Source organism: Frankia sp. CeTa3Moorea (assembly GCF_978021225.1).
The window spans coordinates 16,079-35,890 of sequence record NZ_CDXDOR010000016.1 but is presented as its reverse complement, the minus strand read 5'-3'; the positions used below and the strand labels follow the sequence as shown (position 1 = coordinate 35,890).

Below are 19,812 nucleotides of genomic sequence, written 5' to 3'. Positions count from 1 at the left end.
CCGGTCACCTCCCACTTGCGCCGGTCCGGGCATCCGCCCGGAAGCGCCGGACGAGCTGGCCGGCCTGGACGAAGTACAGAAGACCAGACCACCAGTACAGGGCAGTACCCCAGATCGCGAACGCCCATCCGACCGGGCGTGCCGCGGTGGCCAGCCAGGAATCCCCGGCGGACAACAGCAGGAGAGGGAAGGCGTACAGCAGGTTGAACGTCGCCGCCTTGCCCAGGTAGTGCACGGGCAGCGTGACGCCGACCCCGATCCGGCGCAGCAACGGCGGCAGCGCCAGCAGCGCCACGTCGCGGGCGAGGAGCAGAACCGCGAACCAGACCGGCACGATCCCGCGGAGGGTCAGAGCGACGATGGTGGCGAGGATGTAGAACCGGTCGGCGAGGGGATCCAGCAGGACGCCGAGGCGACTCGTCTGGTTCAGCACTCGCGCGAGCTTGCCGTCCAGGTAGTCGCTGATTCCGGCGAACGCGAGAACGCCGAGCGCCGCACCGTCCGCCTTCGGGCCCAGCACCAGCCAGAGGAAGACCGGCACGCCGAGCAGCCGCAGGGCGGACAGCGCGTTCGGAACCGTCCAGATCCGGTCCGAGGCGGCGGGCATGGTCATGCGGCGTCCCTCCTCCACCGGTGGGGCGGCGCGACGCGCCGCGACGGCGGTGGACGGCCGCCCACCGCACCCGGCGCTCCCGCAGGTCCCACCGACGGGTTCGGCGCCGGTCAGGACGTCCGGGCCCGGTAGAGGTCGCAACGCCCCGCCGACGGGCCGGACATCGCTGACGCTAGCGGATCGTGGGGCACGGGGAGCGGAGAGGGATCCGCCGGCGGGGTACCCCGGCGTTCGGACCGGGTCAGATGGGACCGGGCTCAGAGGATGCGGCCGACTTTGTAGGTGGAGCTGTAGATGGGCCGCAGCGACACGACACCGCCGGTCTGCGGGGCGGCCCACATATACCCGTTCCCTGCATAGATGCCGACGTGGTAGATATTCCCAGGAGTACCGTAAAAGATCAGGTCGCCGGGCTGTTTGCCCGACTGGGGCACCTTGGCGGAGACGTTGTACTGCTCCTGCGCCGTGCGCGGCAGCGAGCGGCCGAGCTGCTTGAAGACGTACTGGACGAGGCCGGAGCAGTCGAACGAGTACGGGCCCTCCGCGCCCCAGACATACGGCTTGCCCTTGTGCAACGACGCGAGGTAGACGGCCTTCTCCCCGATCGAACTACCCGGGATGACCTTCGGAATCGCCTGGTCGATCACGGAACCCGACCGTCCCGGACCCGACCGTCCCGGACCCGACCGTCCCGGAGCCGACCGTCCCGGACCCGTCGGACTCGTCGGACTCGCGATCGTCACCGTGGCGGCGCTGGCCAGGGAGGGACGCAGGGCGTTCGATCCGTCGAAGACCGCGGTGATCGTCGTCGTGGAGAGCAGGCGCGCGGTGATCTGCGCGGTACCGTTCGCGCCGGTCCGCAACCTCGTGGAGGTCTGCCACTGGGGACCGTTCACCACGACGATACGGACGTCCTGGTTCGCGAGCGGGGTGCCGCTGTCCGATTCCAACGCCCGCACCGTGAGCACCACCGGGGTGTTGGGCGCGACCGAGGTCTTGTCCGCGGCGATCGAGACGCTGGTGAAGACGGGGTCGTGGTCCGCGATAGCGGTGGCCAACGGGGCGAGCCTGCGGGCCGAGGCCGCATCGTGGCCGGTGGCGTGATGTCCCGGGACGAGCGCGGCTTCCTGGGTGAGGGAGTTCGACTCCAGCGACGAGGTTCCGTCGGTGCCCCCGGGGACGGTGGCCGCGAAGGCGGCGGTCGAGGCCGCGATCGTCCCGGTGGTGAACGCGGCGATGGTGACCGCGCGTCGCGGAGGAGGAGTGGTATGGCGGCGAGCCGCGCCGGAGCCTGAGGAGCCGTGGGGCGCCGACGGGCGCTGACGATTCCGGACAAACTGGTCCCAGTCCTCCGGAAGCCAGGCCATACCACGACGGGGCAAGACGTGTCCTTCCCGTGCGCCTACGAGGGAGCTGTCGGGTTCGGGCTGGTCAGCCCGGCGGCCAACGACCCGGTCAGTGCCGTCACCGCCGGAACGCGGCCAGAACACGGCCAGATCCGCCGGCCACACCCGGAACTACGGCTCCCCGCACCTGCCCCGACATACTCGGAGGGGCCGCCGAACCGGGGGCAGGGCCAGGCACATCGGTTCGACGGGTATCTCTATCAAAATAGGTATATCTGTATGACACGTAACAGACACTTCATAATCTGGACACCTATGGATCGGTAGAACAGAAGTGCCGTTGATGACGATAGTGGACATGCCCGGGCGACCCGCAATCACCCCCACCCCAACACTTGAACACGGCGCCAGAAGGCCGCCGCCGCTCAGCAAGAAGTACGGATGCCGTCACGCCGGGTGCCTGTCGGCGGCTCGGTCACGCCACCTCGGTCAGGTCGTCACGACGCCCCCCAAGCATCGACGTGTCGTAGATCTCTCCGGCTGTCTCGTCGGCGATCCGGCAGCGGAACGGGCCGGGTCGTCAGGGTGCGGGCGGCGGGTTCACACCCGGGACAGAACCGACCTGCGCCGGCTGCGGCCGTGCCGGCTGGCCTGACGAGATCTGCGCCGGCCTCGGCAGCCCAGGCGACGAGTGCGCAGGCGACGGCAGCCCAGGCGACGAGTGCGCGGGTACGGGCATCCGCGGCGGATTCGGCGGAAGCATGCTCGCCGCAGACCGGGCCGGCACGACGGGCGCGGCTCCTGCCGAGGATTCGGCGTGCGCGTACACCACCAGGTTGTTGAGATAGTGCCCGGCCTTCCGATCGAAGGCGCCCCCGCAGGTGATCAGGCGCAGTTCAGGGCGGAGTACCGGTCCGTAGACCCGGTTCGCCGGGAACCTCGACTTCACCACGTTCTCCGCGCGATCGACGACAAACGTCGTGGACACGCCGGTCGGCGAGGCGACCTCGACACGGTCGCCGGGCACGAGCTCGTGCAGCCGGTAGAAGACCGCCGGGCCGGTGGTGGAATCGTAGTGGCCGACGAGCACGGCAGGGCCGATGCCGCCAGGCGCCGGACCACGGTCATACCAGCCGACATCCCCCCATGCCTTGGGCACCCCGAGCGTGCCATCCGGGTTCAGACCCAGATGAATGATCGGAGCGTCCACCCTGATCCGGGGGATGCGCAGCCGGGACGGATTGTTAACGACCACCACCGGCTGCTCAGGGACGGCGGGAGGTAGCCCGAACCGGCCGGTCGTCGGCACGGGAGTGGGCGGCAGCGGGACGTCGGCGATGCCGGCCGTCGTGTCCGCCCCGGAACCGCCGCGGACGGCGTCGAACGCCGGTTCCGCCAGCCGGAAACCGCTGCCGAGGACAAGGACCGCCCCGACGAGGAGAAGCCACCGCCAGAGCAGGAGGCGCCTGCCCGCGGCGGGTGCGCGGACGGAGAAGGCCGTCGGTGCGCCGTTCGCGGGCCGCTGGTTACCGCTGCCCGTCCCACCTTTCACAGCTCCTCCCGCCATCCCGCCCGTCGATCGTCTACATGCCCGTGCGGATCGCTCCCGAGGTGGATCGTCCAGCGCACCGCTCGCGGCTCCGAACCGTCACGCGCCCGCACCACAAGGCCACTGATAGTGACTCTACCAATCGGTAGAGATACTTTCCGTGAGCGGCATGCTTGTGAGCGAGGTGCACTGGTCTCAACGATTCCGAGATCACCGAAAACTGGACGAACTAGACCGAAGAAGCGACCCGATCGCCGCCGCGAGGAGGTCGATCCGGCCGCACCACGCCCGGGCGGTTGACCCGCACCCCCACGCTCAGTCGCTAGGGTATCACTCGCAGTAATGAATCGATCACCGTACGTGAGAGAGGGGACCAGATGAAGAAAGGTATGGGTCGGAGCGCCGCCGTTCTCGCGATATCCAGCGCGGCGAGCGTCACCCTCACCTTCGGGCCCGGCCTGGCTGCTGCCCACGCCCTCGACGACAAGGACAACCACCGGTGCGACGACAAGAAGGACGGGTGGGGCATCTTCGGCGACAAGGACGATCGGGACGGCAAGGACCGCGACCGCGATGACAAGATCGACGGCGACAAGCAGGTCCGGGCCGATCGGATCGACGACGGCCTGGACGGCAGGAACGGCCTGGACGGCAAGGACGATCGGGACGGCAGGAACGGCCTGGACGGCAAGGACGATCGGGACGGCAGGAACGGCCTGGACGGCCTGGACGGCAAGGACGATCGGGACGGCAAGGACGGCAAGGACGACTGGTTCCGCTGGGACGACAAGAAGCGCGACTGCGCCATCGGTGGCATCGGTGGCGTCGGTGCCGGAGTCGGGCCGGGGGGCGGGCCGGGGAACGGTGTCGCCGCAGGTGGCGGCGGGATGGCCGGCCCCGGGTCCTCACCCCTGCTCCCGCTGGCCGGTGCGGCAGTAGGCGCCCTGCTGATCGGCGCCGGGGTTGCCCGACGGCGTGCCCAGGGCGCGAGCTGACCCTGCTGTTCGGCGGCCATGCGGCGTGCAGACACCTCGTGGGTGACGGCCTCGGCCTGGTCCCACGCGGAGCCCACGCACGAGGGCCGGGGGTCGCGCCGTTGACGACGCGACCCCCGGTCACCGTAGTGGTCGCCGGTACGGTAACGTTGCTGCCGTACGGGACGTGGCGCAGCTTGGTAGCGCACCAGACTGGGGGTCTGGGGGTCGCAGGTTCAAATCCTGTCGTCCCGACAGGGAAAACGCCCTCTTTGTCGATCTTGACGGAGGGGGCGTTCGGCCTTCATGGGGGCGCCATGGGGGAACTGAAAAGGGCCTCAAGAATCGGCGTCGCCCGCCAGCCGCCCCGCCATGGATTGATCTTGCTACAGGCCACCCGTCGACTGTGATTTACATCACAGAATCGTTGCGACCCCTAGCGTCACACCGGATTCGGGTTGCCCCTCCGTCGGAGCGTGGGATTGGTCGCGGCCGATGCCGCCGGTTGCGGCTCAGACCGCCGTCCACTCGGCGGTCGCAGCCTCGTAGCGGGCCTGGATGACCTTGACAATCCGGTCCTCCGTCTCGGGCAGGACATGGGAATAGATCCCGGAGACTCCCCCACGGGCGTGCCCCAGGCGAACCTCGATTGCGGAGTCCGGGATGCCGGCCGCCTCCAGGAGCGCCTTGTGGGAGTGGCGAATGCCGTGCACCTTCATGCCCGGCACCAGTGGCTCCCACCCGGGATGCCCGGGAGTTCCGCGCCGCTTGGGCTCGGCCGGGCGGCCGTCGCAGGCCGGGCGCCACGCGCGCCGGTTGAACCCCGACCGGCGCAGCAGCCCGCCGCGGGGACCGTGCCAGACGTAGGGCCCCCGCTCCCCCTTCTTCGGCTTCCAGCCAAGCTGAGCGTCGATCATGTCGAAGACAAACCCCGGCACGCGGGTGGTGCGGGCTGAGCCTCGCGTCTTCGGCGGGCCGGAGGTGAGGGTTCCGTTCACCTCGACCAGGCACCCCAGCGTGGGATGAACCCGTAGCACTCCAGCGTCACGATCGATACACGGGCCGTTGTCCCCTGGATCACGGTTGCCCCTGACCACCAGATCTTCTCGAAGGCCGACCATCTCGGCCCAACGCCACCCGGTGGCGTACAGGCACCACACGAGGTCGGAGTAGGAGCCGCATCGCCCGGCGATCCGGGCCATGCCGACTGCGTCGGTGTGAATGGCCTCGGCGCTGTTGGACTCGGGGAGCCGGATCTTGTAACAGGGGTTGTAGGGCAAGATCGGCGGCCGATTGTCGACTGCCGAGGCGCACATGAGCTGGAGGTCCTTGTAGATCAGCTCGACTGTTGCGGGCGCCTTCCAGCCGGACAGCTCCTCGTCCACCCAGTCCTGGATGTCCAGCCGATCGAACTCGGCCAGGTAGGTGGCGCCCCATCGCGGTTCGATGTGCAGCCGCCACCGGCGGTCGGTCTCCTCGACGCTGCGGGGGGCCTTCCGCATGGACCGGCAGTAGGTCGGCCACCACCGCTCGCGCCAGGCCGTCAGGGTGAAGGTCTCGGCCAGCGGCTTCTCCGGTTCCACCGGCGCGGACTTGCCGGTGTCGCCGGTGCACTGTATCGCCATGGAGGGGCAGACACAGTCCGGGATGTGCCCGTGATCGAGATGTCGCTCTGCGCTGTTGGCCCAGGTACGGGCTGCGGCTTTCGTGTCAAACGTCTGGCGCCACATCGTCTCAGCGGTAGGAGCCCGGTGGCGCGCGCGCTCGACCGTGGCGCGGACACGGCGGCGGTTGTCCCGCTTGCGCGCTGGGAGCGTTTCAAAGGAGGCCATCGGCAGTCCATGGTGGCAGGCCCGGTCAGACACCCGGCCCGCCACCCCCGTGGCCCGTCGAGCGTCGGCCTACCGGGCGGCGTAGTAGCGCCGCTCCAGGAAGTCCCGGAGATCGGCGATGGTGAACTGCCAGCCGAGGGACCGGGCGATGAGTAGACCGGATAGTTGCCGACTCGTAGCCCAGCTCGTCACGGTCCTCGGCTTCACGTCGAGGAGCTCGGCGGCGGTCTTGCTGTCGAAGGGCTCCTCGCCGTCGTAGTCGTCGAGAGGCTTGAGGAGGCGCTCCAACCCGGGCGGCCTGGCGGTGACGCTCCGGCCGGGCGCCCGGCGCACGCCCGTCACGAGGCCACCGCCAGATCCTCCGCTGCGGCCCTCCGTGCGCGGGCCCGCATCGCCTCGATCCGACAGACATCCCACCGCCACCGCGCCAGGCCGTATCGTCTCAGGATCGGCGCCATCGCGACGTCACCTCTCTGGTTGCGTTGACCTTGGAACTCTGGCCGCTCGGCCTCGCGCATGAACGCCTCGTACAGCGCGAGCCGCGCCCGGCGCCGGTCGTCCCCGTCCAGCGTTGTGGTCAGCTCCACGAGGTCGGGGATCTCGAATCCGACCCGCACACTCATCTGCCGCTCGAACGTTGCGGGCGCGGCGAGGTCGTCAGCGAGGACACCGCCCCACATACCGTGCTGCTCGCCCCGATCTGCGGCGCCTGCCCGGCATGCCACCCGCACCGGGCAGGCGCCGCAGATCATCATCGCGAACCTGAGCATCGGTGCCGGAGTGTCTCGACCGGCGTCCACGATGGTGTCGTACACCCGCTCCATCCCGGCACAGGCCGGGACGCCGTCGCCTCGAGTCGCGGACGTCACAGCGTCCCGGCCCGGTACCCCTCCGGCAGCACACTGCCGCCGGCGATTCTGCACAACATCTCCCGCAGCCGAGTCTGGTCGACCGGCTCCGGCGGGAAGACGCAGGCCAGTATGGTGCCGCATCGCGCGCATCTCCCGGGGACCTCGCGGCCCTCGCGAGGCCGGAACGGTCCATGCGGACCGAATCGGCCGTCCGGCTCCCCGCCACCGGCCGCGCAGTCACGCCAACGCAGGTAACTCTCCCAGCAGGCATCCTCGGCTACGGCGAGCGTGGGCCCCTCCCCGTAGCAGACGCCGTCCGGGTCGCGCGGGAAGGCGACGACGACAGCGGCCCGGTATATCTCGATGTCACCGCCGGGGGTAGTCCGGTGAGCCAGACCATCGGCGTTCCTGTCCACGGGCATCCCGGGCGGCCATGGTCGGCGTAGCGCGTCGGCTAGTTCGGCGCTGGCCCTATGATCCCTGTTCACGCTCCCCCGTCCTGGTACTCGTCCGGCCTCACGCCGGCATCCGGTGGGACCACGACACCAAGCTCGGAGTCGTAGCCCTCGAGGTAAGGACCTTCCTGGGGGACCGTCCGCTGGGCCTGCCTCGGCTGCCCGCCGGCCTGCTGGCCGGATCTTGGAGCCTGCTGCCCCCGCGGCGGCGTCGGTTGCGCCTGGCCGATGATCTCCGATGCCGTCACGCGCTCGGGTGGGAACGCCTCATCCTTGGTGATCTCGCGGCGCTTGAGGGTATCGAGTAGGATTTCCAGTTCTACGACCTCGTCGGGCTTCCATTCCTGCCGCTTCTTGCCGACCTTCTCTTCGAGCTGACCCTCGGAAACACCTCCACTCCTGAAAGTGGCGATGACGTTCTCGACCCGCTGGTCGAACCGGATGCCGGACTCGCCCTTACTCAGAGTGTCCCGGCACAGTTCCTCCGCCTCGTCGGTGAACCACCGCGGGAGGATCCGGTAGATGGCACTGCGCATCCGCCGGGCGCCAACGTTGGCATTGTTCTCGTAGATGTCGCGGGCGCTGGTGAGGTCCTTCGGCTTGGCTCCGGTGTACTGGCGGTGTGCCACGATGACGGCGGTGGAGTTCCGGCTGTTGGTCTGGACGTCCCAGGCATACGCCTCGATTTCGGACTCGCCGTTCTCCTCGTCGACCCGTAGGTGCTTCATGCCGTACTGGACGTTGCGCCAGACGCGGGCGAGCTCCTGCGCAAGGTAGATGGTCGGCCCGCTTACGATCCCATCACCGCGGTTGTAGCTGTAGAAGGCGCGCTTCGCCAGGCCGAGTTGGGAGCAGGACTCCCGCATCTCCCGACGTGCATCCACAATGTTGCGCGGGACAGCCTGGGCGACCTGGATCGCGGCCAGCACCTCGGCAGCGGCTCTGCTCATCTCGACCGCGGTGCCCTGGCTGATACGAGCCACGTTGGGGACCGGATTCACGGTCGGCAGGTTGACGGGTGCCGCCTGGCGACCCCGGTTGGCGACAGCATTATTGCTCATGCGAATTCTCCCAGGGCCTTCCTGATTTCCCACGCTGGTAGTGAAATCTTCTTGACGTCGTCGGCGTAGCCGGGCCATTGCCCGGCGCGGGTGCATTCTCGGTAGATTTCGATGGCTACGCGAATATCGACTGCGGCGGCGAGAAGTGCGTCCCGATCCAACTCAACCACCGTGATGAGGTGTGGCGGGCTCTTCTCTTGAAAGACGAACACGAACGCCGGCTCGTATCCCTCGTTCAGGCCAAGCGCGTTGATGCCGTCGGTGTACCACTTCGCCTGGATATGATACCTGTACTTGAGTACGGACTTCGTGATGGCTTCCAGACTTGCGGACTCGGTGGTCTTGTAGTCGGAGATGATTAGCCGCCGGTCGGCGGGCATCGGATTCCAGTCCAGCCGGGCGCGACGCCAGATTCCGGCCTGCCTGTCGACCCAGAACAGGGACTGCTCCGGCACCCCGCGCCCCGAAGTGAACAGCGCCGAGGCAATCGGATGGGCCCGAATCGCAGCGGCCATGGCCTCCACGACGTCGTGATCCTTGGTCAGAATCGGCACCATGCCCTCGGCGCGGGCCTCCTCGGCTGCCTCTCGCGCCTCCTTCTTACGCCAGTTGTCATAGTCCAACACGGCCAGCTCAGGGCCGACCCCGAGGACCTTCCGGTGCGCGGCGTGCCCGAAGTCGAGCGCCTTCGTAGGCTTCCGGCTATTCCGGCGCTCCCAGTCGAATCGGGCGGGACAACTCGGCGGCAACAGGCGGCGTACCCCCGAGCTGGACAGTGACCCGCCCGGAACGGGGTCGGCGTGGTAGATAGCGTCAGGGATGTCATAGACGCCCGGCTCGGTGACGATGAAAGGTTCGGTGGCCGTGGTCATCAGAACGGCACCTCATCGTTGGCTGCGCTTATCTGCGCGGCAGTCACGCAAGTAGTACAGAAGTGAATGGTCTCGCCTTCGCAGGGCGGCTTCTGGCAGGTCTCGGTGGCCCCGATCTGCTCTTCGGTAATATCCCGACCGCAGGAGTCGCAGTCCGCCACGAACTCGTCTTGGGCTCCAGGCTCACCGCGGGTGCGTAGCCGGGCCATCAGCTCTTCCAGGTCACGTTGCACCCGGGCGTCCGGGCCAACAGCTCCCGGTGGGCGTCGGACAAGTTGGCCGCGGTCGGCTCCAGGGCGTCGCACAGAGCACGGGCAGCGGCCAGGAGTCCGAACCAGCGTTGTGACTGGGCGAAGAGCTCCCGGCGCAGACGGATCACCTCGGCCGCATTGTGGTTGGGCGCGCTCACCAAGTCACCTCCGACTCGGTCGCAGCGGCCTGCGGGGCGCATCACCACCTCTTGTCCCAATCGATCCGCCATCCAACGGGCTGCTGGCCTTCGGGAAGATCGTCGATGGCATGCACAAGGTCGCGGCACCGCAGCGCGAACAGTGCCTCCGCGTCCTCCACCTCGGGAACCCAGCCCACCCTCGGATCCACCTCGCGGCTGTAGGTGCGCTTGACTCTTGCCGCCGCACTAATCGTTGATCCGAGGCTCATGGCAACGGTTTTGTCTCTCACGCCTACGCCCCTTCCTGCTCTTCCATCTCTTCCATCTCTCACCAGCCGTCCTCGCACTCCCACCAGCACGCCTCGCAGACGAGGTCGTATCCAAACTCGGCAACCTCGTCGCCGAGCTCGAAGGGTTCGCCGCACTCCATGCACTTGCCGGGTCCGAGTGCCGGGGTAGTCACGCCTGCCACCTCCCGCCGAGGTGGCCCCAGCCGGTGACCATCTGCACGGCGAGCCGGTGCGAACAGTTACTCGTGTCGCGATGCTCGGTGCAGTTCCAGATGCCATCCACAGCTCGGACGTCGACTGCGGCCGATGCTCCGGAGTAGTCGCCGGACGCAGGCTCGATTTCTGCGACGATCAGCAGCCGAGCATGCTCATCCCGTCCGACGTACCGGAGGGTCACACGAGAGTCCCGTAGGTAGCTCAACGCCTTTGGTCGGTAAGGGTTGGTGGTTCGGGTCGAGGCGGTCACCGGTCACCCATCTCATGCCCCCCGGTCGTCTGCACGCCAGCCGCTTGGCTGCCGTTCGGCGGGCAGCGCGTCGACGGCCTGGACGAGCCGGAGCGCGGCGCGGGCAAGCTCGTCGTCCGCGTCCCCCTCGTCCGCGTCGAGGTGGGTGTGCGGGCGGGCTCGTTCGACGGTGAGGAACCGCAGTGCGGCACTCAGGACGTCATCCCGGGCGTAGGTCCGCTCGAAGCTCACTGTGCCGCCCTCAGGGGCGCGGTGAGCGAGACCAGATCCTCGAAGTCGGCCAGCACCGCGCGGGCGAACCCCGCGGGGTCGGTGACCGCGCCGTGGCCATGGCAGCGCTCGTGTCGGCCGGTGCCGATGGCTGCCAACGCGTCGAGCAGGAGTAGAAGGCCCACGTCGTCGGCCGTTGCCGAGGTGGCTGCTGGCTCGGTTGGTTCCGTCAGGGCCGCGATTGTGCTCATGGCATCTCCGGGAGGGGTCGGTACGGCCAGGAGGCGTCCACGACCGCGTCGTCCTGGCGCTTCTGGGTCCGCAGGTACAGCTCGGTGTTAATCGCCCAGGCGACGTTGGCCTGGGCCTGAAAGTCCATGAGGGCGTCGAGGTCCATCTCGGCGATGTGCCGATAGGTCCTGGCGATTCGCCAGAGCACCCGGGCGGTGGTCAGGCAGTCAGCCAGCGCGTCGTGCGCGCCGTCCTGGCGGACCCTGTAGTGCCTGGCCAGCTCTGACAGTCGACGTTTCCCACCCTTGGTGCGGTTGCGGTGCATGTCGCAGGCCCGGTCGATCACCATCGGATCCAGGACAAGCACGTGGGAGAGGTCGAGGCCGCGGCCATGATGACGACGGTGCTCGCGGTCGAGCATCGTGAGGTCGAAGGTCGCGTTCATGACCACGACCGGGACGCCGGCCGCCCACGCCCCCTCGACGCGCTTCACGAGTTCAGTCACGACAGGGCCGGGCTGCGCCCCCTCGGCGCGAACCCGCTCGTTGGTGATCCCGTGCACGTCGATGGCACCCTGCGGGATCTCGACGCCCGGGTCGACCAGCCATGCGTTCCTGGTGACGTCCTCCTTGGGGCCGATCTCCACCCAGGCGGCCTGAACGATGCGGTCCGTCTCGACGTCGACGCCGGTCGATTCGACGTCGAAGATCGACAGGCGCTTTATCCAGCTCGGATCACTCATGGCCGGACCATCCGTAGTAGGCCCCGCCGTTGTGCCCTATGGCGCCCGGAGCTGGCCAGGGCCATCGCCGAATCAACATGGGCGTCCGTGTAGGCGACGGCGCCATGCAGCTTCTCGAGCTGCGCGCGGACGTGCGGGTTGACGTGGGCCAGCAGCTCCAGCGGGGTCATCTGGCGGCCGAGGTAGTCCACCAGGCGGTCGGCCATGAGGCTGGCCATCATGTCCTCGACGTCACGCAGGCGGCCCACCTCGATGACGAGCGCGCGGACGTCCTCGGGGGTGTGGGTCCCGGTGCAGACGCGGTCCTCGATGTCCGCGAAGGACGTTCGCGCGAAGGACGTCCGCTCAGCCATGATCCGTCTCCTGTCTGGTTCGCACGACGTCGGCGAGGGCGGCGCCGAGCTCGTCGGGGTCGTCGTCGGGGAACCGGGTGGCAAGTCCGTAGGCGCTCGGATCTACGTGGATGCCAAGGTCGCGCAGCGCCGCGTCGTACCTGCTCTGGTCGGTGGCCCTGTAGACCTGGCCAACCGGGTCGTGGAGAGGCCCGAGCCCGATGGACCCAGGGTCGACCCGATCTGCCCAGCCGGGATGCCGGTGGTCCAGGAGCGCGCCGAGGTAGCCGGCGCGTCGCGTTGGGTCAGCCACGGTCCACCCCCAGGTGGGAAAGTTGTTGCGCCGCGCTGCCCAGGTGGCCAGCGAGGGCGACCGCGAGGCCGGCGATGTCCTCGTCATTGAGTAGGATCGCGGCCACTCGTGCCGTCTGAGCGGCGTCGTACCCGGCGCCCCGGTCGTCGTAGAGGCCCGGTCGTCTGGCCATTGCCCCAGCAATCCGGCCAAGCTGCCTTAGTGCCTGAGGCAGTCTTTCGACCAGTTCCGTCAGCGCCGATACGGCGTCATGGATATCGGCCGGCCGGTCGATGCCGCCACTGTCAGTAATCGTCAGGTGGTTGATCTGCCGGATCGCCTCGGAGGCCTCCTGGGCGTGCCAGACCGGCTCGGGAATCGGGTCAGTCATACTCAGGTCCCTCTGGCAGGTGGGGGCGAACGTTGCCCTCCTGTCCACCTAGAGAGCCGGGGTGGACCTGGATCTCACCGAGGGCGACGCCGACCCGGTACTCGTGCTCCTCGGCCAGGAGCCGGCAGTTCGAGTCGGGCTGGAAGTCCTCGGGACGGCAGACCTTGCGTGCGGTGGCGAGTGCCTTGCGCAGGCGCGCGTTCTCGGTACGCAGCTTGTCGGTCACGTCGCCGTCGCGCTCCCGCACCGCCTCGATGGCCACGCGGGCGATACGGTCCCGGATCTCGACGTCAGCGAGTTGGGGAAGCTGGTCCCTCAGTGCCCCGAGGGCGAAGAATACGTCGAGGATCGCGGGATCGGTCGCCATCACGCCACCGCCGGGTACTGCTCGGCTTCGGCGACCAACTCCTCGTATCGCTCCTGCGACACCAGGATCGGCGTGCCGTAGGCCAGGGTCTCGGACCCCGTCAGGGCGCCCGGGAGCTGTTGGACTGCGCGCCATGCGGCCGGCGGTGTCTCGGCCTTGACCGGGATACCCCACTCACGCCGAACGCCACCGGTCGTCGACACGACCGGGACCTTCCAGCACGTCATGTCGCCGCCGTCGAGACGGCGGCGACGGACACGACCTCGGGCTCGCCGACGTCAAGCAGGACCGGTTTTCCGACCGGTGCCCACGCGAGCGAGGCGTCCTTGGCGGAGGCATGGGCCTGCTCGGGGCTGTCGGCTGCGCCGCGCCACTCGGTGGCCTGCCTGCGCTGGAGCGTGACGTCACGCTCCAGTAGCACTGTGTAGTGCGGCAATGCGGTTCTTCCTCTCGGGAGATGCGACCGGGTTGCGGGGTTTGGTTGGTCATCGGCACCCCGTGACCCGGCCTCTGCTACACGGTCGTAAGCGACCGCTCTCGGTAGTGCCGGTAGTGCTGTGAAACAAAAACCCGCAAGTTGTCGGGCGTGAATCGCCAGCCGACGCAGCGCCGGGCCAGAAAGCCCGGCAGCTCCCCCCTGCTGGCCCATCCCACGACCGTCCGGGGCCTGACTCCCAGGACGCCGGCCGCCTCGCGGGCGGTCAGCGTCTGGTCCGGATCGAGCTCACCGATCTCCCGGAGGAGACCTCCGAACCCGAGGCGGTCGATGGCTGCCGCCCCAGCGTGGGCGACCGCCTCGCCCGGAACGTCTTCCTCGTTACCTTCCATGCACCTCCCCTCCCTCTCGTCCCATCAGGTTCCATCGGCAGTCTACGTCAGTAAGACGCTAGAAGTCGAGAGACTGGTGGAGGTAGCCTCTCGGCGAGAGCCCGCGAACCCCCCGACTCGCGGGCTCTCGCTATGTCACCTGCAATGGCACCGCGATACGGTGACCCCCGTACCGCCCTGGATGCTCTTGGCTGCGAGCTCTCGCCGCACTTCGGTGCGGCGAGCCGGGGAGAGGACAGTAGAGATCACGATCAGTGCGACCGTCTCGCCGGTCGCCACTCGGACGACTCTGACGTAACCCTCGACGCCCGGTGAAAGATCAGCCTCTCCCTAGGTGCGCTCAGTTAATTCCACGGAGAGTAAGACTACTATGACACTACGTCATAGTAGCAAGTAGCGATCTATCAGTTACTTATCGCTACAACACGCACATCACAACACGACTCGGACAGCGCGCGACACGGGCGCTACATATCGACACCATCGCATCGTGTCGATGGACCGAATGGGGCAAACAGATCGACTAGGCGTGCTGGAACGCATGGTGGGGGAGCGGCTGGAGCGTATCGAGCGACTCCTTGCCGAGGACGACACACTCGACCCCGAGCGATTCGGCCGCGCTGACGGTCATGCTGGCGCGTTGGCCTGGGTCCTGCGCATCATCCAGGGCATCAGTGGCCCCGGCGCTCCTGCCAGTCGTCCAGCATCCGCTGAAGGACAGCAGCCAGCCGCCCCCGATCCTCGGGGGTCATCTCCGGTGCGGTAGCGGCGGCGCGCCCCGAGACCGCGAAGAACTCGTCGAGGGTGATGGCGCCTGGCGGGGCGTCGAGCTCGACCACGAAGCGGGCGGAGTCTCCTTCGCGGGGCATCGGCTTCGCACCCTCGCGGGCCACTCGCTCGGCCGAGTGCGGTTCCCACCCCATCGCGGCGTCGACGTCCAGGAGTGCCTGGGTTGTGCCGGGCGGGAGGGTACGCTCCACCAAGGCGTCGAACAGGTCATCGAAGGTCGTGATGCCAGGCAGGCGGCCCTCAGCGAGCGCGGTCCAGGTGCCCTCGGGAATCGCCACGGCCGGGTCCTGTCCGCGATCGGCACAACGGGCCTCGATAGCGCGACGCAACCGGGCCGGCACCTCCTCCAGCGGAGTCGGCTCCTCGCCTTGTAGCGCCACCCGCTCGGCTGACTCTGGCGTCCACTGCATGCGCCGGCTCCACTGTGGCAGCCGGACCAGCAGTGCTGGACGTCCTTGTCCGAGGTCGTAGTAGCTGGACGAGCTCCCCCTGGAGCCGATCGGCCAACCACGCTCCCCGTGTCGGTGGTGGACGGCGGCAAACAGGCGCTTGGACTGGGGGCCCGTGGTCACCGCACGACCGCGCCCGTCCACGACCGGACCGGCGTCCTCGTGCTCTGCCGCGCTATCGCGCCCTACTGCCATGAGGACAGCATGGCAGATACCTGCGGCGACAGGTGCCGCAACTCGTTGCCTATCGATCTCTATCGTTACATTATGGATCTCTGTGTGTGTAGCGCTATGCTTCGAGTGATTGCCCGGCTCATCCTCTCGACTTCTATCGCCTTACTGACGTAGACTGCCAATAGTAGCGATAGAAGTCGAGATCACGGGGGGTCGCGATGGAAGCCTTCGCTGACCGGGATGACCTGCAGGGCTATGGCCCGGACGTCGACGCGGGCCTCGCGGACCTGTTCGACGCCGTCAAGGCGGGCCTGGCCGGTGTCGTCGATTACATCCGTCGAACCGACGGAATCTCGGTTCCCGCTATGCGGGACATCGATGCCCTCCTCGACGAGGCGCTCGCCGAGAGCGACTGGACCACCGCCGACAACGCGCTCGACATCGAGCGGTGCGTCGGGGCCCTACGTGCCGATCTCGCCACTGCAACCAGCGACGACGCACCGGTCGCGGCATGACCAGGGAGCCCGAGGCCCGCTTCCCGGGCCTGTCTGACGGTATTGCGTACGACCTCGCCGCGGCGGACGACGGCCTGCCCGCGTTCGTCGCCCATCTGCGCGCCGCCGGCTGCCCGGCACCAGACCATCCCGAGGCGCTGCGCTCCGTTCTCGGCGAGATGGAGGACGCCGTCCTGCTTGCCAGCGGCAGTGACGAGGCGCTGGGCGTCGTCGACCGGATCCGTGACCTGATCAAGGAGTTCTGATGGACGACCCCGCTCTTGCTCCGCTCCAGGAGCCCATGCGCCCGCGCGGAAATCCTCGCTGGGGGGCTCGCACTCGCTCGAAGCGTAGTCCGCAGCTCGACACCGTCCTGCTCGCGGCAGGCGTGTTCCGCCTGCGCAGCGATTCCTCCGGCCGCTTCTTCGACGCCAGCGGCGAGCGGGTCATCACCCAGAAGGGTGCCCGCGCCGCCCGGGATGCCGGACTGATCTACCGACCTGACCGCTTGCCCGAGTCAGATGGCCAGACCTGGCTCCTGACCGATGCCGGCGTGTCCCGGCTCCCCGCGAGAGGAAAGCGATGAACGACCTGACCAGCCGCCTCCTTGCTCACGCCGCCGACGTGAGCGGCCTGGACGAGACCACGCTGCGCGAAGCGGCGTCGCACCCTCTCATCCAGGAGTGCCAGGACGGCATTCGGAAGTGCTACGCGATCCTCGACCGGATCGCCGGCATCACGGACGAGACCACCACCGGCACTACCTCGTGACTGCGGACGCCGCACGCGCCCTGGAGCTCGATCCGGAGCTGCCCCGGACCGTCGCGGCCACCGCCCGTCTGCTCGACCGGCGGTTCCGGGGCTGGGCCGACCGCATCGACATCGTGCGCCTGGACATGCGCTCCCACGAGTGGGACGTCCTGGGCCAGCTCGCCGCGGGCGGACCGGCCGGCGCCCTACGGGGTCTCGACCAGACCGACGTTGCCCGCGGGTTCGACGTGCCGGAGTGGACCGGACCCCTCGGCCGTGAGGCACGCGCCGCCATGACCGCCCGCTACGCCGCGCTCACCGCAGCATGGCGGGCCCAGATCCTCAGGAGGAGATCACGATGAGCACCGATCCCGAGATCGTCCACGTGCAGATCCACGACCCGTCGGCGCCCGGCTTCTCGCCCGCGCACTGGATTAGCGCCGCCCAGGACCGGGCGTACTTCCTGGAGGAACGTGACCAGCTGCTCAGCCACGAATGCCTGGACGCCTTGGAGGAGGACCTGGAGCTTGACGCGGAGATCCGGCCCGATCTCCATTCCCTCCTGGTCGCGGACCCGAAGGTGATCGCGCACCTAGCCAAGCTGCGGGCCAAGGACGAAGGGAGGTCAGACCGATGACCAACTGGTACGACCTGAACGGCAATCAGATCGACGAGGAGACCGAGAGGAAGCTCGCCGGAGCGGTGGTCGCATACGACTCGTTCCTCTGCGACCTCGGCCCGGTCGAGGTCGCGACCAGTTTCCTGTCAGAAGACCAGCGGATCGACGGAGACGGGCCGCCGCTGGTCTACGAGACGGCGGCGAGCTGGGACTGGTACGGCGGGAGCGACCGCAAGCTGCGGTCGACCCGGGATGAGGCCTTGGACGTGCATATCAGGATGGCGGCACGCCTGCGGAGCGCCCAGCCATGACGAAGCGGCCGGACATCATCGGCGGCCTGGCCGTGGAGAAGAGCGACCCCCGGCGAGGTCGTGGCTGGCGAGTCACGGCTCCACCAGGCCCGTCCGCACCTGGCTTTGACTCCGGGCCGTTTCAGCGCCAGCGCGAGGCGCGCGCCTACCGCGATGTCGTGCTCGCCCGCATCGGGAGCGGTCTCGACGCGGTGCGGGACCCCGAGACCAGAGCGCTCACGGATGCGGTGCCGGAGGAGACCCGCCGTTGGCTACGCGCGCTCGGCCGGACGCCGAGCCTGGTCGAGTTCCGACGATCCCGGAACTCCCCCGCGTGCGCACGGTGCGGCGGCGGGGGCCACGCTGCCCCGTGCGCGAAGCGGGTCGGCGAGTCGCTCATCCCCGACGAGTTCCTGACGTGGGTGGGATGACGATGACTACTACTGGCGCGCCCCCGCAGCGCATCACCTTCGTCGCCGGCCCGAACCTGCATGAGGGCGACACCATGCTCACCTGGTGGGGCTTCGTGCGGATCACGGGGTTCGGTCGGCTGAGCCCGGTCCGATTCCCCTCGATGACGCGGTACGTCCGATTCGCGGACGGTGCCGAGATGTCTCTCAACGACAGCGACCACTACTGCTACCCGATCGTCGTCACCTGCCCGGCCGACGTCGAGCGCGGCGGCCAGGCAGGTGACGGCACCACGGCCGTGCCAGAGGGCTGGGTCGTGGACCACGGCACCAACCGGTGGTTGGACGCGGACGTGCCCAACGTTCTCTCGGACGTCTTGGCCTCCACCTCGTGGGAGTGCCGCCGCGACGGCGAGACTGACCCGCACCGCTGGCTCGTCGATCTCGACGAGGCGCTACGGGCCAGTCCGGAGGCGTTCGCGAAGTACTGCGCCCAGATCGCCAGGCAGCCTGGCGGGCGGTGCGAGGTGCGGCCGAGCCTGGGGGTAGCGGCCTGATGTCCCGGACCGCGCAGCGTGCCATCTTGCATTTCGCGTCCAGCCGGGTACTCAACGTTGATGGCCTCGGGCGCGAGGCCATTACGGCGTTGCTCGACGCCGGCCGCGTACACGACGTCGCCGACGTCCTACACCTGACGGCCGAGTCCTTCGCAGACCTGGAGGGGTTCGGCCCCGCCCGGGTCGAGCGCATCCTGCGGGGACTCGACGCCGCGCGGGGCGCGCCAGCATGGCGACTGCTGGTCGAGCTTGCGATCCCGCATGTCGGGGCCAGTACCGCCCGCGTGCTGGTGGACACACTGGGCTCGCTCGATGCCATCGCGGCGGCGCCGACCCGGGAACTCGTCGCGATCAAGGGCGTTGGCCCCGCGACCGCTGATGCGGTGGTGGCCTGGTTCGCCGACAGGCGCAACCGCGCCCTCGTGGCTCGGCTTGGCCCTGGTGGCACCCGACTCCCGACCCCGCGCGCCCCTGGCGCCGACGCCCTCCGACCGCTCGACGGCGTGGCCGTCGTCATCACCGGAACGCTTTCCGGCTGGACTCGCCCTGAGGCGACCGAGGCCGTACTGACGCGCGGCGGCACGGTGCCGGCCACGGTGAGCCGGCGGACGAACTTCGTCGTCGTCGGCGCCGATCCCGGTACGGCGAAGTACGCCGCAGCGCGCGGCCTCGGCGTGCCGGTGCTCGACGAGGCCGGGTTCGCGGTCCTGCTCAAACGGGGCGCGGACGCGGCCCACGCGCTGATCTGATCAACGAATAGCGACGAAGGAGATTCCGAATGACAAGAACCGTGCTCGGCACCCCCGAGGAGCCGACACCCAAGCCCGAACGCGCGGTCCGCGTCCACAGGCTCACCATCCCGCAGGCCGTCACCATGGCGGCCGAGCTGCGTCCGGATACCTACGGCCCCAGCCAACACTGGGCTGTTACCGGCTGCTATCGCGACGGCGTAGAGGCGTTCCTGGAGCAGACCGTGTCGTTGGGCGACGCCGAGACCGCATCCGATGCGATCCAAGTGCAGCTCGGCCGGTTCCGCGAGTGGGGGTGGTGGGCGTGGGCTTCAGTGCGCGCCGCGTGGACCACCCTCGCTACAGCGAGGGGTACGGGGTCGTGGCCGAGACAGAGTGGCGACATCGTCGACCGCGGCGCGGTCGCACTCAGCCCATCTCTCGGGCGATGTCCGATGA

At 68.7% G+C, this 19,812-nt stretch carries 36 protein-coding genes and 1 tRNA gene; 13 read left to right on the top strand and 24 right to left on the bottom strand.

The window, feature by feature from the left end; all coding sequences use genetic code 11:
* Window positions 1-4: 4 nt before the first annotated feature.
* From clsA to AC08OV_RS05310, 3 genes are all read right to left on the bottom strand, one after another.
* Window positions 5-613, bottom strand: coding sequence for a cardiolipin synthase ClsA (clsA, locus tag AC08OV_RS05320; protein ID WP_476615110.1), 609 nt, complete (start codon window positions 611-613; stop codon window positions 5-7).
* Between the two features lie 257 nt (window positions 614-870).
* Window positions 871-1,995, bottom strand: a complete 1,125-nt coding sequence (locus AC08OV_RS05315) for an NlpC/P60 family protein (RefSeq protein WP_476615109.1) — start codon at window positions 1,993-1,995, stop codon at window positions 871-873.
* A gap of 544 nt (window positions 1,996-2,539) precedes the next feature.
* Complete coding sequence (locus AC08OV_RS05310; RefSeq protein ID WP_476615108.1) at window positions 2,540-3,511, bottom strand: class F sortase; 972 nt, start codon at window positions 3,509-3,511, stop codon at window positions 2,540-2,542.
* Window positions 3,512-3,885: 374 nt separating this feature from the next.
* Between AC08OV_RS05310 and AC08OV_RS05305 the strand changes: the two genes are divergently transcribed.
* Together AC08OV_RS05305 and AC08OV_RS05300 are read left to right on the top strand one after the other, a co-directional pair.
* The gene (locus AC08OV_RS05305; RefSeq protein WP_476619367.1) at window positions 3,886-4,503 is read left to right on the top strand and encodes a hypothetical protein; all 618 of its coding nucleotides are present in this window, start codon (window positions 3,886-3,888) and stop codon (window positions 4,501-4,503) included.
* 160 nt (window positions 4,504-4,663) lie between these two features.
* Window positions 4,664-4,737: transfer RNA gene (locus AC08OV_RS05300), tRNA-Pro, on the top strand.
* Between the two features lie 257 nt (window positions 4,738-4,994).
* On the opposite strand, the gene AC08OV_RS05295 is transcribed toward AC08OV_RS05300, so the two are convergent.
* The 21 genes from AC08OV_RS05295 to AC08OV_RS05195 all read right to left on the bottom strand — a co-directional run bounded on the left by AC08OV_RS05295 (window position 4,995) and on the right by AC08OV_RS05195 (window position 15,292).
* On the bottom strand, window positions 4,995-6,107 hold the full coding sequence (locus tag AC08OV_RS05295) for a tyrosine-type recombinase/integrase (protein ID WP_476613699.1): 1,113 nt from the start codon (window positions 6,105-6,107) through the stop codon (window positions 4,995-4,997).
* Between the two features lie 276 nt (window positions 6,108-6,383).
* Window positions 6,384-6,656 (bottom strand): hypothetical protein, encoded by a 273-nt coding sequence (locus AC08OV_RS05290; protein ID WP_476613700.1) that lies wholly within the window; start codon window positions 6,654-6,656, stop codon window positions 6,384-6,386.
* A complete protein-coding gene (locus AC08OV_RS05285) occupies window positions 6,653-7,129 on the bottom strand; it encodes a WhiB family transcriptional regulator (RefSeq protein WP_476613701.1) in 477 nt (158 codons plus the stop codon). Before AC08OV_RS05285 ends, AC08OV_RS05290 begins: the two co-directional genes overlap by 4 nt.
* Window positions 7,130-7,179: 50 nt before the next feature.
* Window positions 7,180-7,653 (bottom strand): hypothetical protein, encoded by a 474-nt coding sequence (locus AC08OV_RS05280; RefSeq protein WP_476613702.1) that lies wholly within the window; start codon window positions 7,651-7,653, stop codon window positions 7,180-7,182.
* Window positions 7,650-8,681 (bottom strand): hypothetical protein, encoded by a 1,032-nt coding sequence (locus tag AC08OV_RS05275; protein ID WP_476613703.1) that lies wholly within the window; start codon window positions 8,679-8,681, stop codon window positions 7,650-7,652. Before AC08OV_RS05275 ends, AC08OV_RS05280 begins: the two co-directional genes overlap by 4 nt.
* Entirely contained in the window at window positions 8,678-9,553 is an 876-nt protein-coding gene (locus AC08OV_RS05270) for a PD-(D/E)XK nuclease-like domain-containing protein (protein WP_476613704.1), read from the bottom strand. Before AC08OV_RS05270 ends, AC08OV_RS05275 begins: the two co-directional genes overlap by 4 nt.
* 208 nt (window positions 9,554-9,761) lie before the next feature.
* Window positions 9,762-9,962 (bottom strand): hypothetical protein, encoded by a 201-nt coding sequence (locus tag AC08OV_RS05265; RefSeq protein WP_476613705.1) that lies wholly within the window; start codon window positions 9,960-9,962, stop codon window positions 9,762-9,764.
* Between the two features lie 41 nt (window positions 9,963-10,003).
* A complete protein-coding gene (locus tag AC08OV_RS05260; protein WP_476613706.1) occupies window positions 10,004-10,234 on the bottom strand; it encodes a hypothetical protein in 231 nt (76 codons plus the stop codon).
* Window positions 10,235-10,272: 38 nt separating this feature from the next.
* Window positions 10,273-10,407, bottom strand: a complete 135-nt coding sequence (locus AC08OV_RS05255; protein ID WP_476613707.1) for a hypothetical protein — start codon at window positions 10,405-10,407, stop codon at window positions 10,273-10,275.
* The gene (locus AC08OV_RS05250) at window positions 10,404-10,631 is read right to left on the bottom strand and encodes a hypothetical protein (protein ID WP_476613708.1); all 228 of its coding nucleotides are present in this window, start codon (window positions 10,629-10,631) and stop codon (window positions 10,404-10,406) included. Before AC08OV_RS05250 ends, AC08OV_RS05255 begins: the two co-directional genes overlap by 4 nt.
* Window positions 10,632-10,712: 81 nt before the next feature.
* Window positions 10,713-10,931 carry a hypothetical protein gene (locus tag AC08OV_RS05245; protein ID WP_476613709.1) on the bottom strand — a complete coding sequence of 73 codons (219 nt, stop codon included), beginning with the start codon at window positions 10,929-10,931 and terminating at the stop codon, window positions 10,713-10,715.
* A complete protein-coding gene (locus AC08OV_RS05240; RefSeq protein WP_476613710.1) occupies window positions 10,928-11,161 on the bottom strand; it encodes a hypothetical protein in 234 nt (77 codons plus the stop codon). The genes AC08OV_RS05245 and AC08OV_RS05240 overlap by 4 nt, the downstream gene beginning before the upstream one ends.
* Complete coding sequence (locus AC08OV_RS05235) at window positions 11,158-11,883, bottom strand: exonuclease domain-containing protein (RefSeq protein WP_476613711.1); 726 nt, start codon at window positions 11,881-11,883, stop codon at window positions 11,158-11,160. Before AC08OV_RS05235 ends, AC08OV_RS05240 begins: the two co-directional genes overlap by 4 nt.
* Window positions 11,880-12,236, bottom strand: coding sequence for a hypothetical protein (locus AC08OV_RS05230; RefSeq protein ID WP_476613712.1), 357 nt, complete (start codon window positions 12,234-12,236; stop codon window positions 11,880-11,882). Before AC08OV_RS05230 ends, AC08OV_RS05235 begins: the two co-directional genes overlap by 4 nt.
* Window positions 12,229-12,528, bottom strand: coding sequence for a hypothetical protein (locus AC08OV_RS05225; RefSeq protein WP_476613713.1), 300 nt, complete (start codon window positions 12,526-12,528; stop codon window positions 12,229-12,231). Before AC08OV_RS05225 ends, AC08OV_RS05230 begins: the two co-directional genes overlap by 8 nt.
* The gene (locus tag AC08OV_RS05220) at window positions 12,521-12,898 is read right to left on the bottom strand and encodes a hypothetical protein (RefSeq protein WP_476613714.1); all 378 of its coding nucleotides are present in this window, start codon (window positions 12,896-12,898) and stop codon (window positions 12,521-12,523) included. Before AC08OV_RS05220 ends, AC08OV_RS05225 begins: the two co-directional genes overlap by 8 nt.
* Window positions 12,891-13,265, bottom strand: coding sequence for a hypothetical protein (locus AC08OV_RS05215; protein WP_476613715.1), 375 nt, complete (start codon window positions 13,263-13,265; stop codon window positions 12,891-12,893). The genes AC08OV_RS05220 and AC08OV_RS05215 overlap by 8 nt, the downstream gene beginning before the upstream one ends.
* Window positions 13,265-13,468: a hypothetical protein gene (locus AC08OV_RS05210; protein WP_476613716.1), complete on the bottom strand. Its 204-nt coding sequence runs from the start codon at window positions 13,466-13,468 to the stop codon at window positions 13,265-13,267. Before AC08OV_RS05210 ends, AC08OV_RS05215 begins: the two co-directional genes overlap by 1 nt.
* Before the next feature lie 20 nt (window positions 13,469-13,488).
* Window positions 13,489-13,701, bottom strand: coding sequence for a hypothetical protein (locus AC08OV_RS05205; RefSeq protein WP_476613717.1), 213 nt, complete (start codon window positions 13,699-13,701; stop codon window positions 13,489-13,491).
* 77 nt (window positions 13,702-13,778) lie between these two features.
* A complete protein-coding gene (locus tag AC08OV_RS05200; protein ID WP_476613718.1) occupies window positions 13,779-14,093 on the bottom strand; it encodes a helix-turn-helix domain-containing protein in 315 nt (104 codons plus the stop codon).
* A 671-nt stretch (window positions 14,094-14,764) separates the two neighbouring features.
* Window positions 14,765-15,292, bottom strand: coding sequence for a hypothetical protein (locus AC08OV_RS05195; RefSeq protein ID WP_476613719.1), 528 nt, complete (start codon window positions 15,290-15,292; stop codon window positions 14,765-14,767).
* A gap of 431 nt (window positions 15,293-15,723) precedes the next feature.
* On the opposite strand from AC08OV_RS05195, the gene AC08OV_RS05190 reads away from it, so the two are divergent.
* The 11 genes from AC08OV_RS05190 to AC08OV_RS05140 all read left to right on the top strand — a co-directional run.
* Window positions 15,724-16,020 (top strand): hypothetical protein, encoded by a 297-nt coding sequence (locus tag AC08OV_RS05190; RefSeq protein ID WP_476613720.1) that lies wholly within the window; start codon window positions 15,724-15,726, stop codon window positions 16,018-16,020.
* Window positions 16,017-16,265 (top strand): hypothetical protein, encoded by a 249-nt coding sequence (locus AC08OV_RS05185; protein WP_476613721.1) that lies wholly within the window; start codon window positions 16,017-16,019, stop codon window positions 16,263-16,265. The genes AC08OV_RS05190 and AC08OV_RS05185 overlap by 4 nt, the downstream gene beginning before the upstream one ends.
* Window positions 16,265-16,585, top strand: coding sequence for a hypothetical protein (locus AC08OV_RS05180; RefSeq protein ID WP_476613722.1), 321 nt, complete (start codon window positions 16,265-16,267; stop codon window positions 16,583-16,585). Before AC08OV_RS05185 ends, AC08OV_RS05180 begins: the two co-directional genes overlap by 1 nt.
* Window positions 16,582-16,770 (top strand): hypothetical protein, encoded by a 189-nt coding sequence (locus AC08OV_RS05175; RefSeq protein ID WP_476613723.1) that lies wholly within the window; start codon window positions 16,582-16,584, stop codon window positions 16,768-16,770. Before AC08OV_RS05180 ends, AC08OV_RS05175 begins: the two co-directional genes overlap by 4 nt.
* Complete coding sequence (locus AC08OV_RS05170) at window positions 16,767-17,111, top strand: hypothetical protein (protein ID WP_476613724.1); 345 nt, start codon at window positions 16,767-16,769, stop codon at window positions 17,109-17,111. The genes AC08OV_RS05175 and AC08OV_RS05170 overlap by 4 nt, the downstream gene beginning before the upstream one ends.
* Window positions 17,108-17,386, top strand: a complete 279-nt coding sequence (locus tag AC08OV_RS05165) for a hypothetical protein (RefSeq protein ID WP_476613725.1) — start codon at window positions 17,108-17,110, stop codon at window positions 17,384-17,386. The genes AC08OV_RS05170 and AC08OV_RS05165 overlap by 4 nt, the downstream gene beginning before the upstream one ends.
* Window positions 17,383-17,679, top strand: a complete 297-nt coding sequence (locus AC08OV_RS05160; RefSeq protein WP_476613726.1) for a hypothetical protein — start codon at window positions 17,383-17,385, stop codon at window positions 17,677-17,679. The genes AC08OV_RS05165 and AC08OV_RS05160 overlap by 4 nt, the downstream gene beginning before the upstream one ends.
* Entirely contained in the window at window positions 17,676-18,089 is a 414-nt protein-coding gene (locus AC08OV_RS05155) for a hypothetical protein (RefSeq protein WP_476613727.1), read from the top strand. Before AC08OV_RS05160 ends, AC08OV_RS05155 begins: the two co-directional genes overlap by 4 nt.
* Before the next feature lie 2 nt (window positions 18,090-18,091).
* Complete coding sequence (locus tag AC08OV_RS05150; RefSeq protein ID WP_476613728.1) at window positions 18,092-18,625, top strand: hypothetical protein; 534 nt, start codon at window positions 18,092-18,094, stop codon at window positions 18,623-18,625.
* Window positions 18,625-19,374 (top strand): helix-hairpin-helix domain-containing protein, encoded by a 750-nt coding sequence (locus AC08OV_RS05145; protein ID WP_476613729.1) that lies wholly within the window; start codon window positions 18,625-18,627, stop codon window positions 19,372-19,374. The genes AC08OV_RS05150 and AC08OV_RS05145 overlap by 1 nt, the downstream gene beginning before the upstream one ends.
* Window positions 19,375-19,403: 29 nt before the next feature.
* On the top strand, window positions 19,404-19,812 hold a 409-nt coding region (locus AC08OV_RS05140; RefSeq protein ID WP_476619366.1), incomplete at its 3' end, for a hypothetical protein.

Coding starts and splice junctions, on each gene's coding strand:
- AC08OV_RS05185 (WP_476613721.1), top strand. CDS start 16,017: ATGACCAGGGAGCCCGAGGCCCGCTTCCCGGGCCTGTCTGACGGTATT.
- AC08OV_RS05150 (WP_476613728.1), top strand. CDS start 18,092: ATGACTACTACTGGCGCGCCCCCGCAGCGCATCACCTTCGTCGCCGGC.
- AC08OV_RS05190 (WP_476613720.1), top strand. CDS start 15,724: ATGGAAGCCTTCGCTGACCGGGATGACCTGCAGGGCTATGGCCCGGAC.
- AC08OV_RS05180 (WP_476613722.1), top strand. CDS start 16,265: ATGGACGACCCCGCTCTTGCTCCGCTCCAGGAGCCCATGCGCCCGCGC.
- clsA (WP_476615110.1), bottom strand. CDS start 613: ATGACCATGCCCGCCGCCTCGGACCGGATCTGGACGGTTCCGAACGCG.
- AC08OV_RS05230 (WP_476613712.1), bottom strand. CDS start 12,236: ATGGCTGAGCGGACGTCCTTCGCGCGAACGTCCTTCGCGGACATCGAG.
- AC08OV_RS05215 (WP_476613715.1), bottom strand. CDS start 13,265: ATGGCGACCGATCCCGCGATCCTCGACGTATTCTTCGCCCTCGGGGCA.
- AC08OV_RS05270 (WP_476613704.1), bottom strand. CDS start 9,553: ATGACCACGGCCACCGAACCTTTCATCGTCACCGAGCCGGGCGTCTAT.
- AC08OV_RS05305 (WP_476619367.1), top strand. CDS start 3,886: ATGAAGAAAGGTATGGGTCGGAGCGCCGCCGTTCTCGCGATATCCAGC.
- AC08OV_RS05160 (WP_476613726.1), top strand. CDS start 17,383: ATGACCAACTGGTACGACCTGAACGGCAATCAGATCGACGAGGAGACC.
- AC08OV_RS05175 (WP_476613723.1), top strand. CDS start 16,582: ATGAACGACCTGACCAGCCGCCTCCTTGCTCACGCCGCCGACGTGAGC.
- AC08OV_RS05195 (WP_476613719.1), bottom strand. CDS start 15,292: ATGCAGTGGACGCCAGAGTCAGCCGAGCGGGTGGCGCTACAAGGCGAG.
- AC08OV_RS05165 (WP_476613725.1), top strand. CDS start 17,108: ATGAGCACCGATCCCGAGATCGTCCACGTGCAGATCCACGACCCGTCG.
- AC08OV_RS05275 (WP_476613703.1), bottom strand. CDS start 8,681: ATGAGCAATAATGCTGTCGCCAACCGGGGTCGCCAGGCGGCACCCGTC.
- AC08OV_RS05235 (WP_476613711.1), bottom strand. CDS start 11,883: ATGAGTGATCCGAGCTGGATAAAGCGCCTGTCGATCTTCGACGTCGAA.
- AC08OV_RS05240 (WP_476613710.1), bottom strand. CDS start 11,161: ATGAGCACAATCGCGGCCCTGACGGAACCAACCGAGCCAGCAGCCACC.
- AC08OV_RS05145 (WP_476613729.1), top strand. CDS start 18,625: ATGTCCCGGACCGCGCAGCGTGCCATCTTGCATTTCGCGTCCAGCCGG.
- AC08OV_RS05295 (WP_476613699.1), bottom strand. CDS start 6,107: ATGGCGATACAGTGCACCGGCGACACCGGCAAGTCCGCGCCGGTGGAA.
- AC08OV_RS05220 (WP_476613714.1), bottom strand. CDS start 12,898: ATGACTGACCCGATTCCCGAGCCGGTCTGGCACGCCCAGGAGGCCTCC.
- AC08OV_RS05200 (WP_476613718.1), bottom strand. CDS start 14,093: ATGGAAGGTAACGAGGAAGACGTTCCGGGCGAGGCGGTCGCCCACGCT.
- AC08OV_RS05155 (WP_476613727.1), top strand. CDS start 17,676: ATGACGAAGCGGCCGGACATCATCGGCGGCCTGGCCGTGGAGAAGAGC.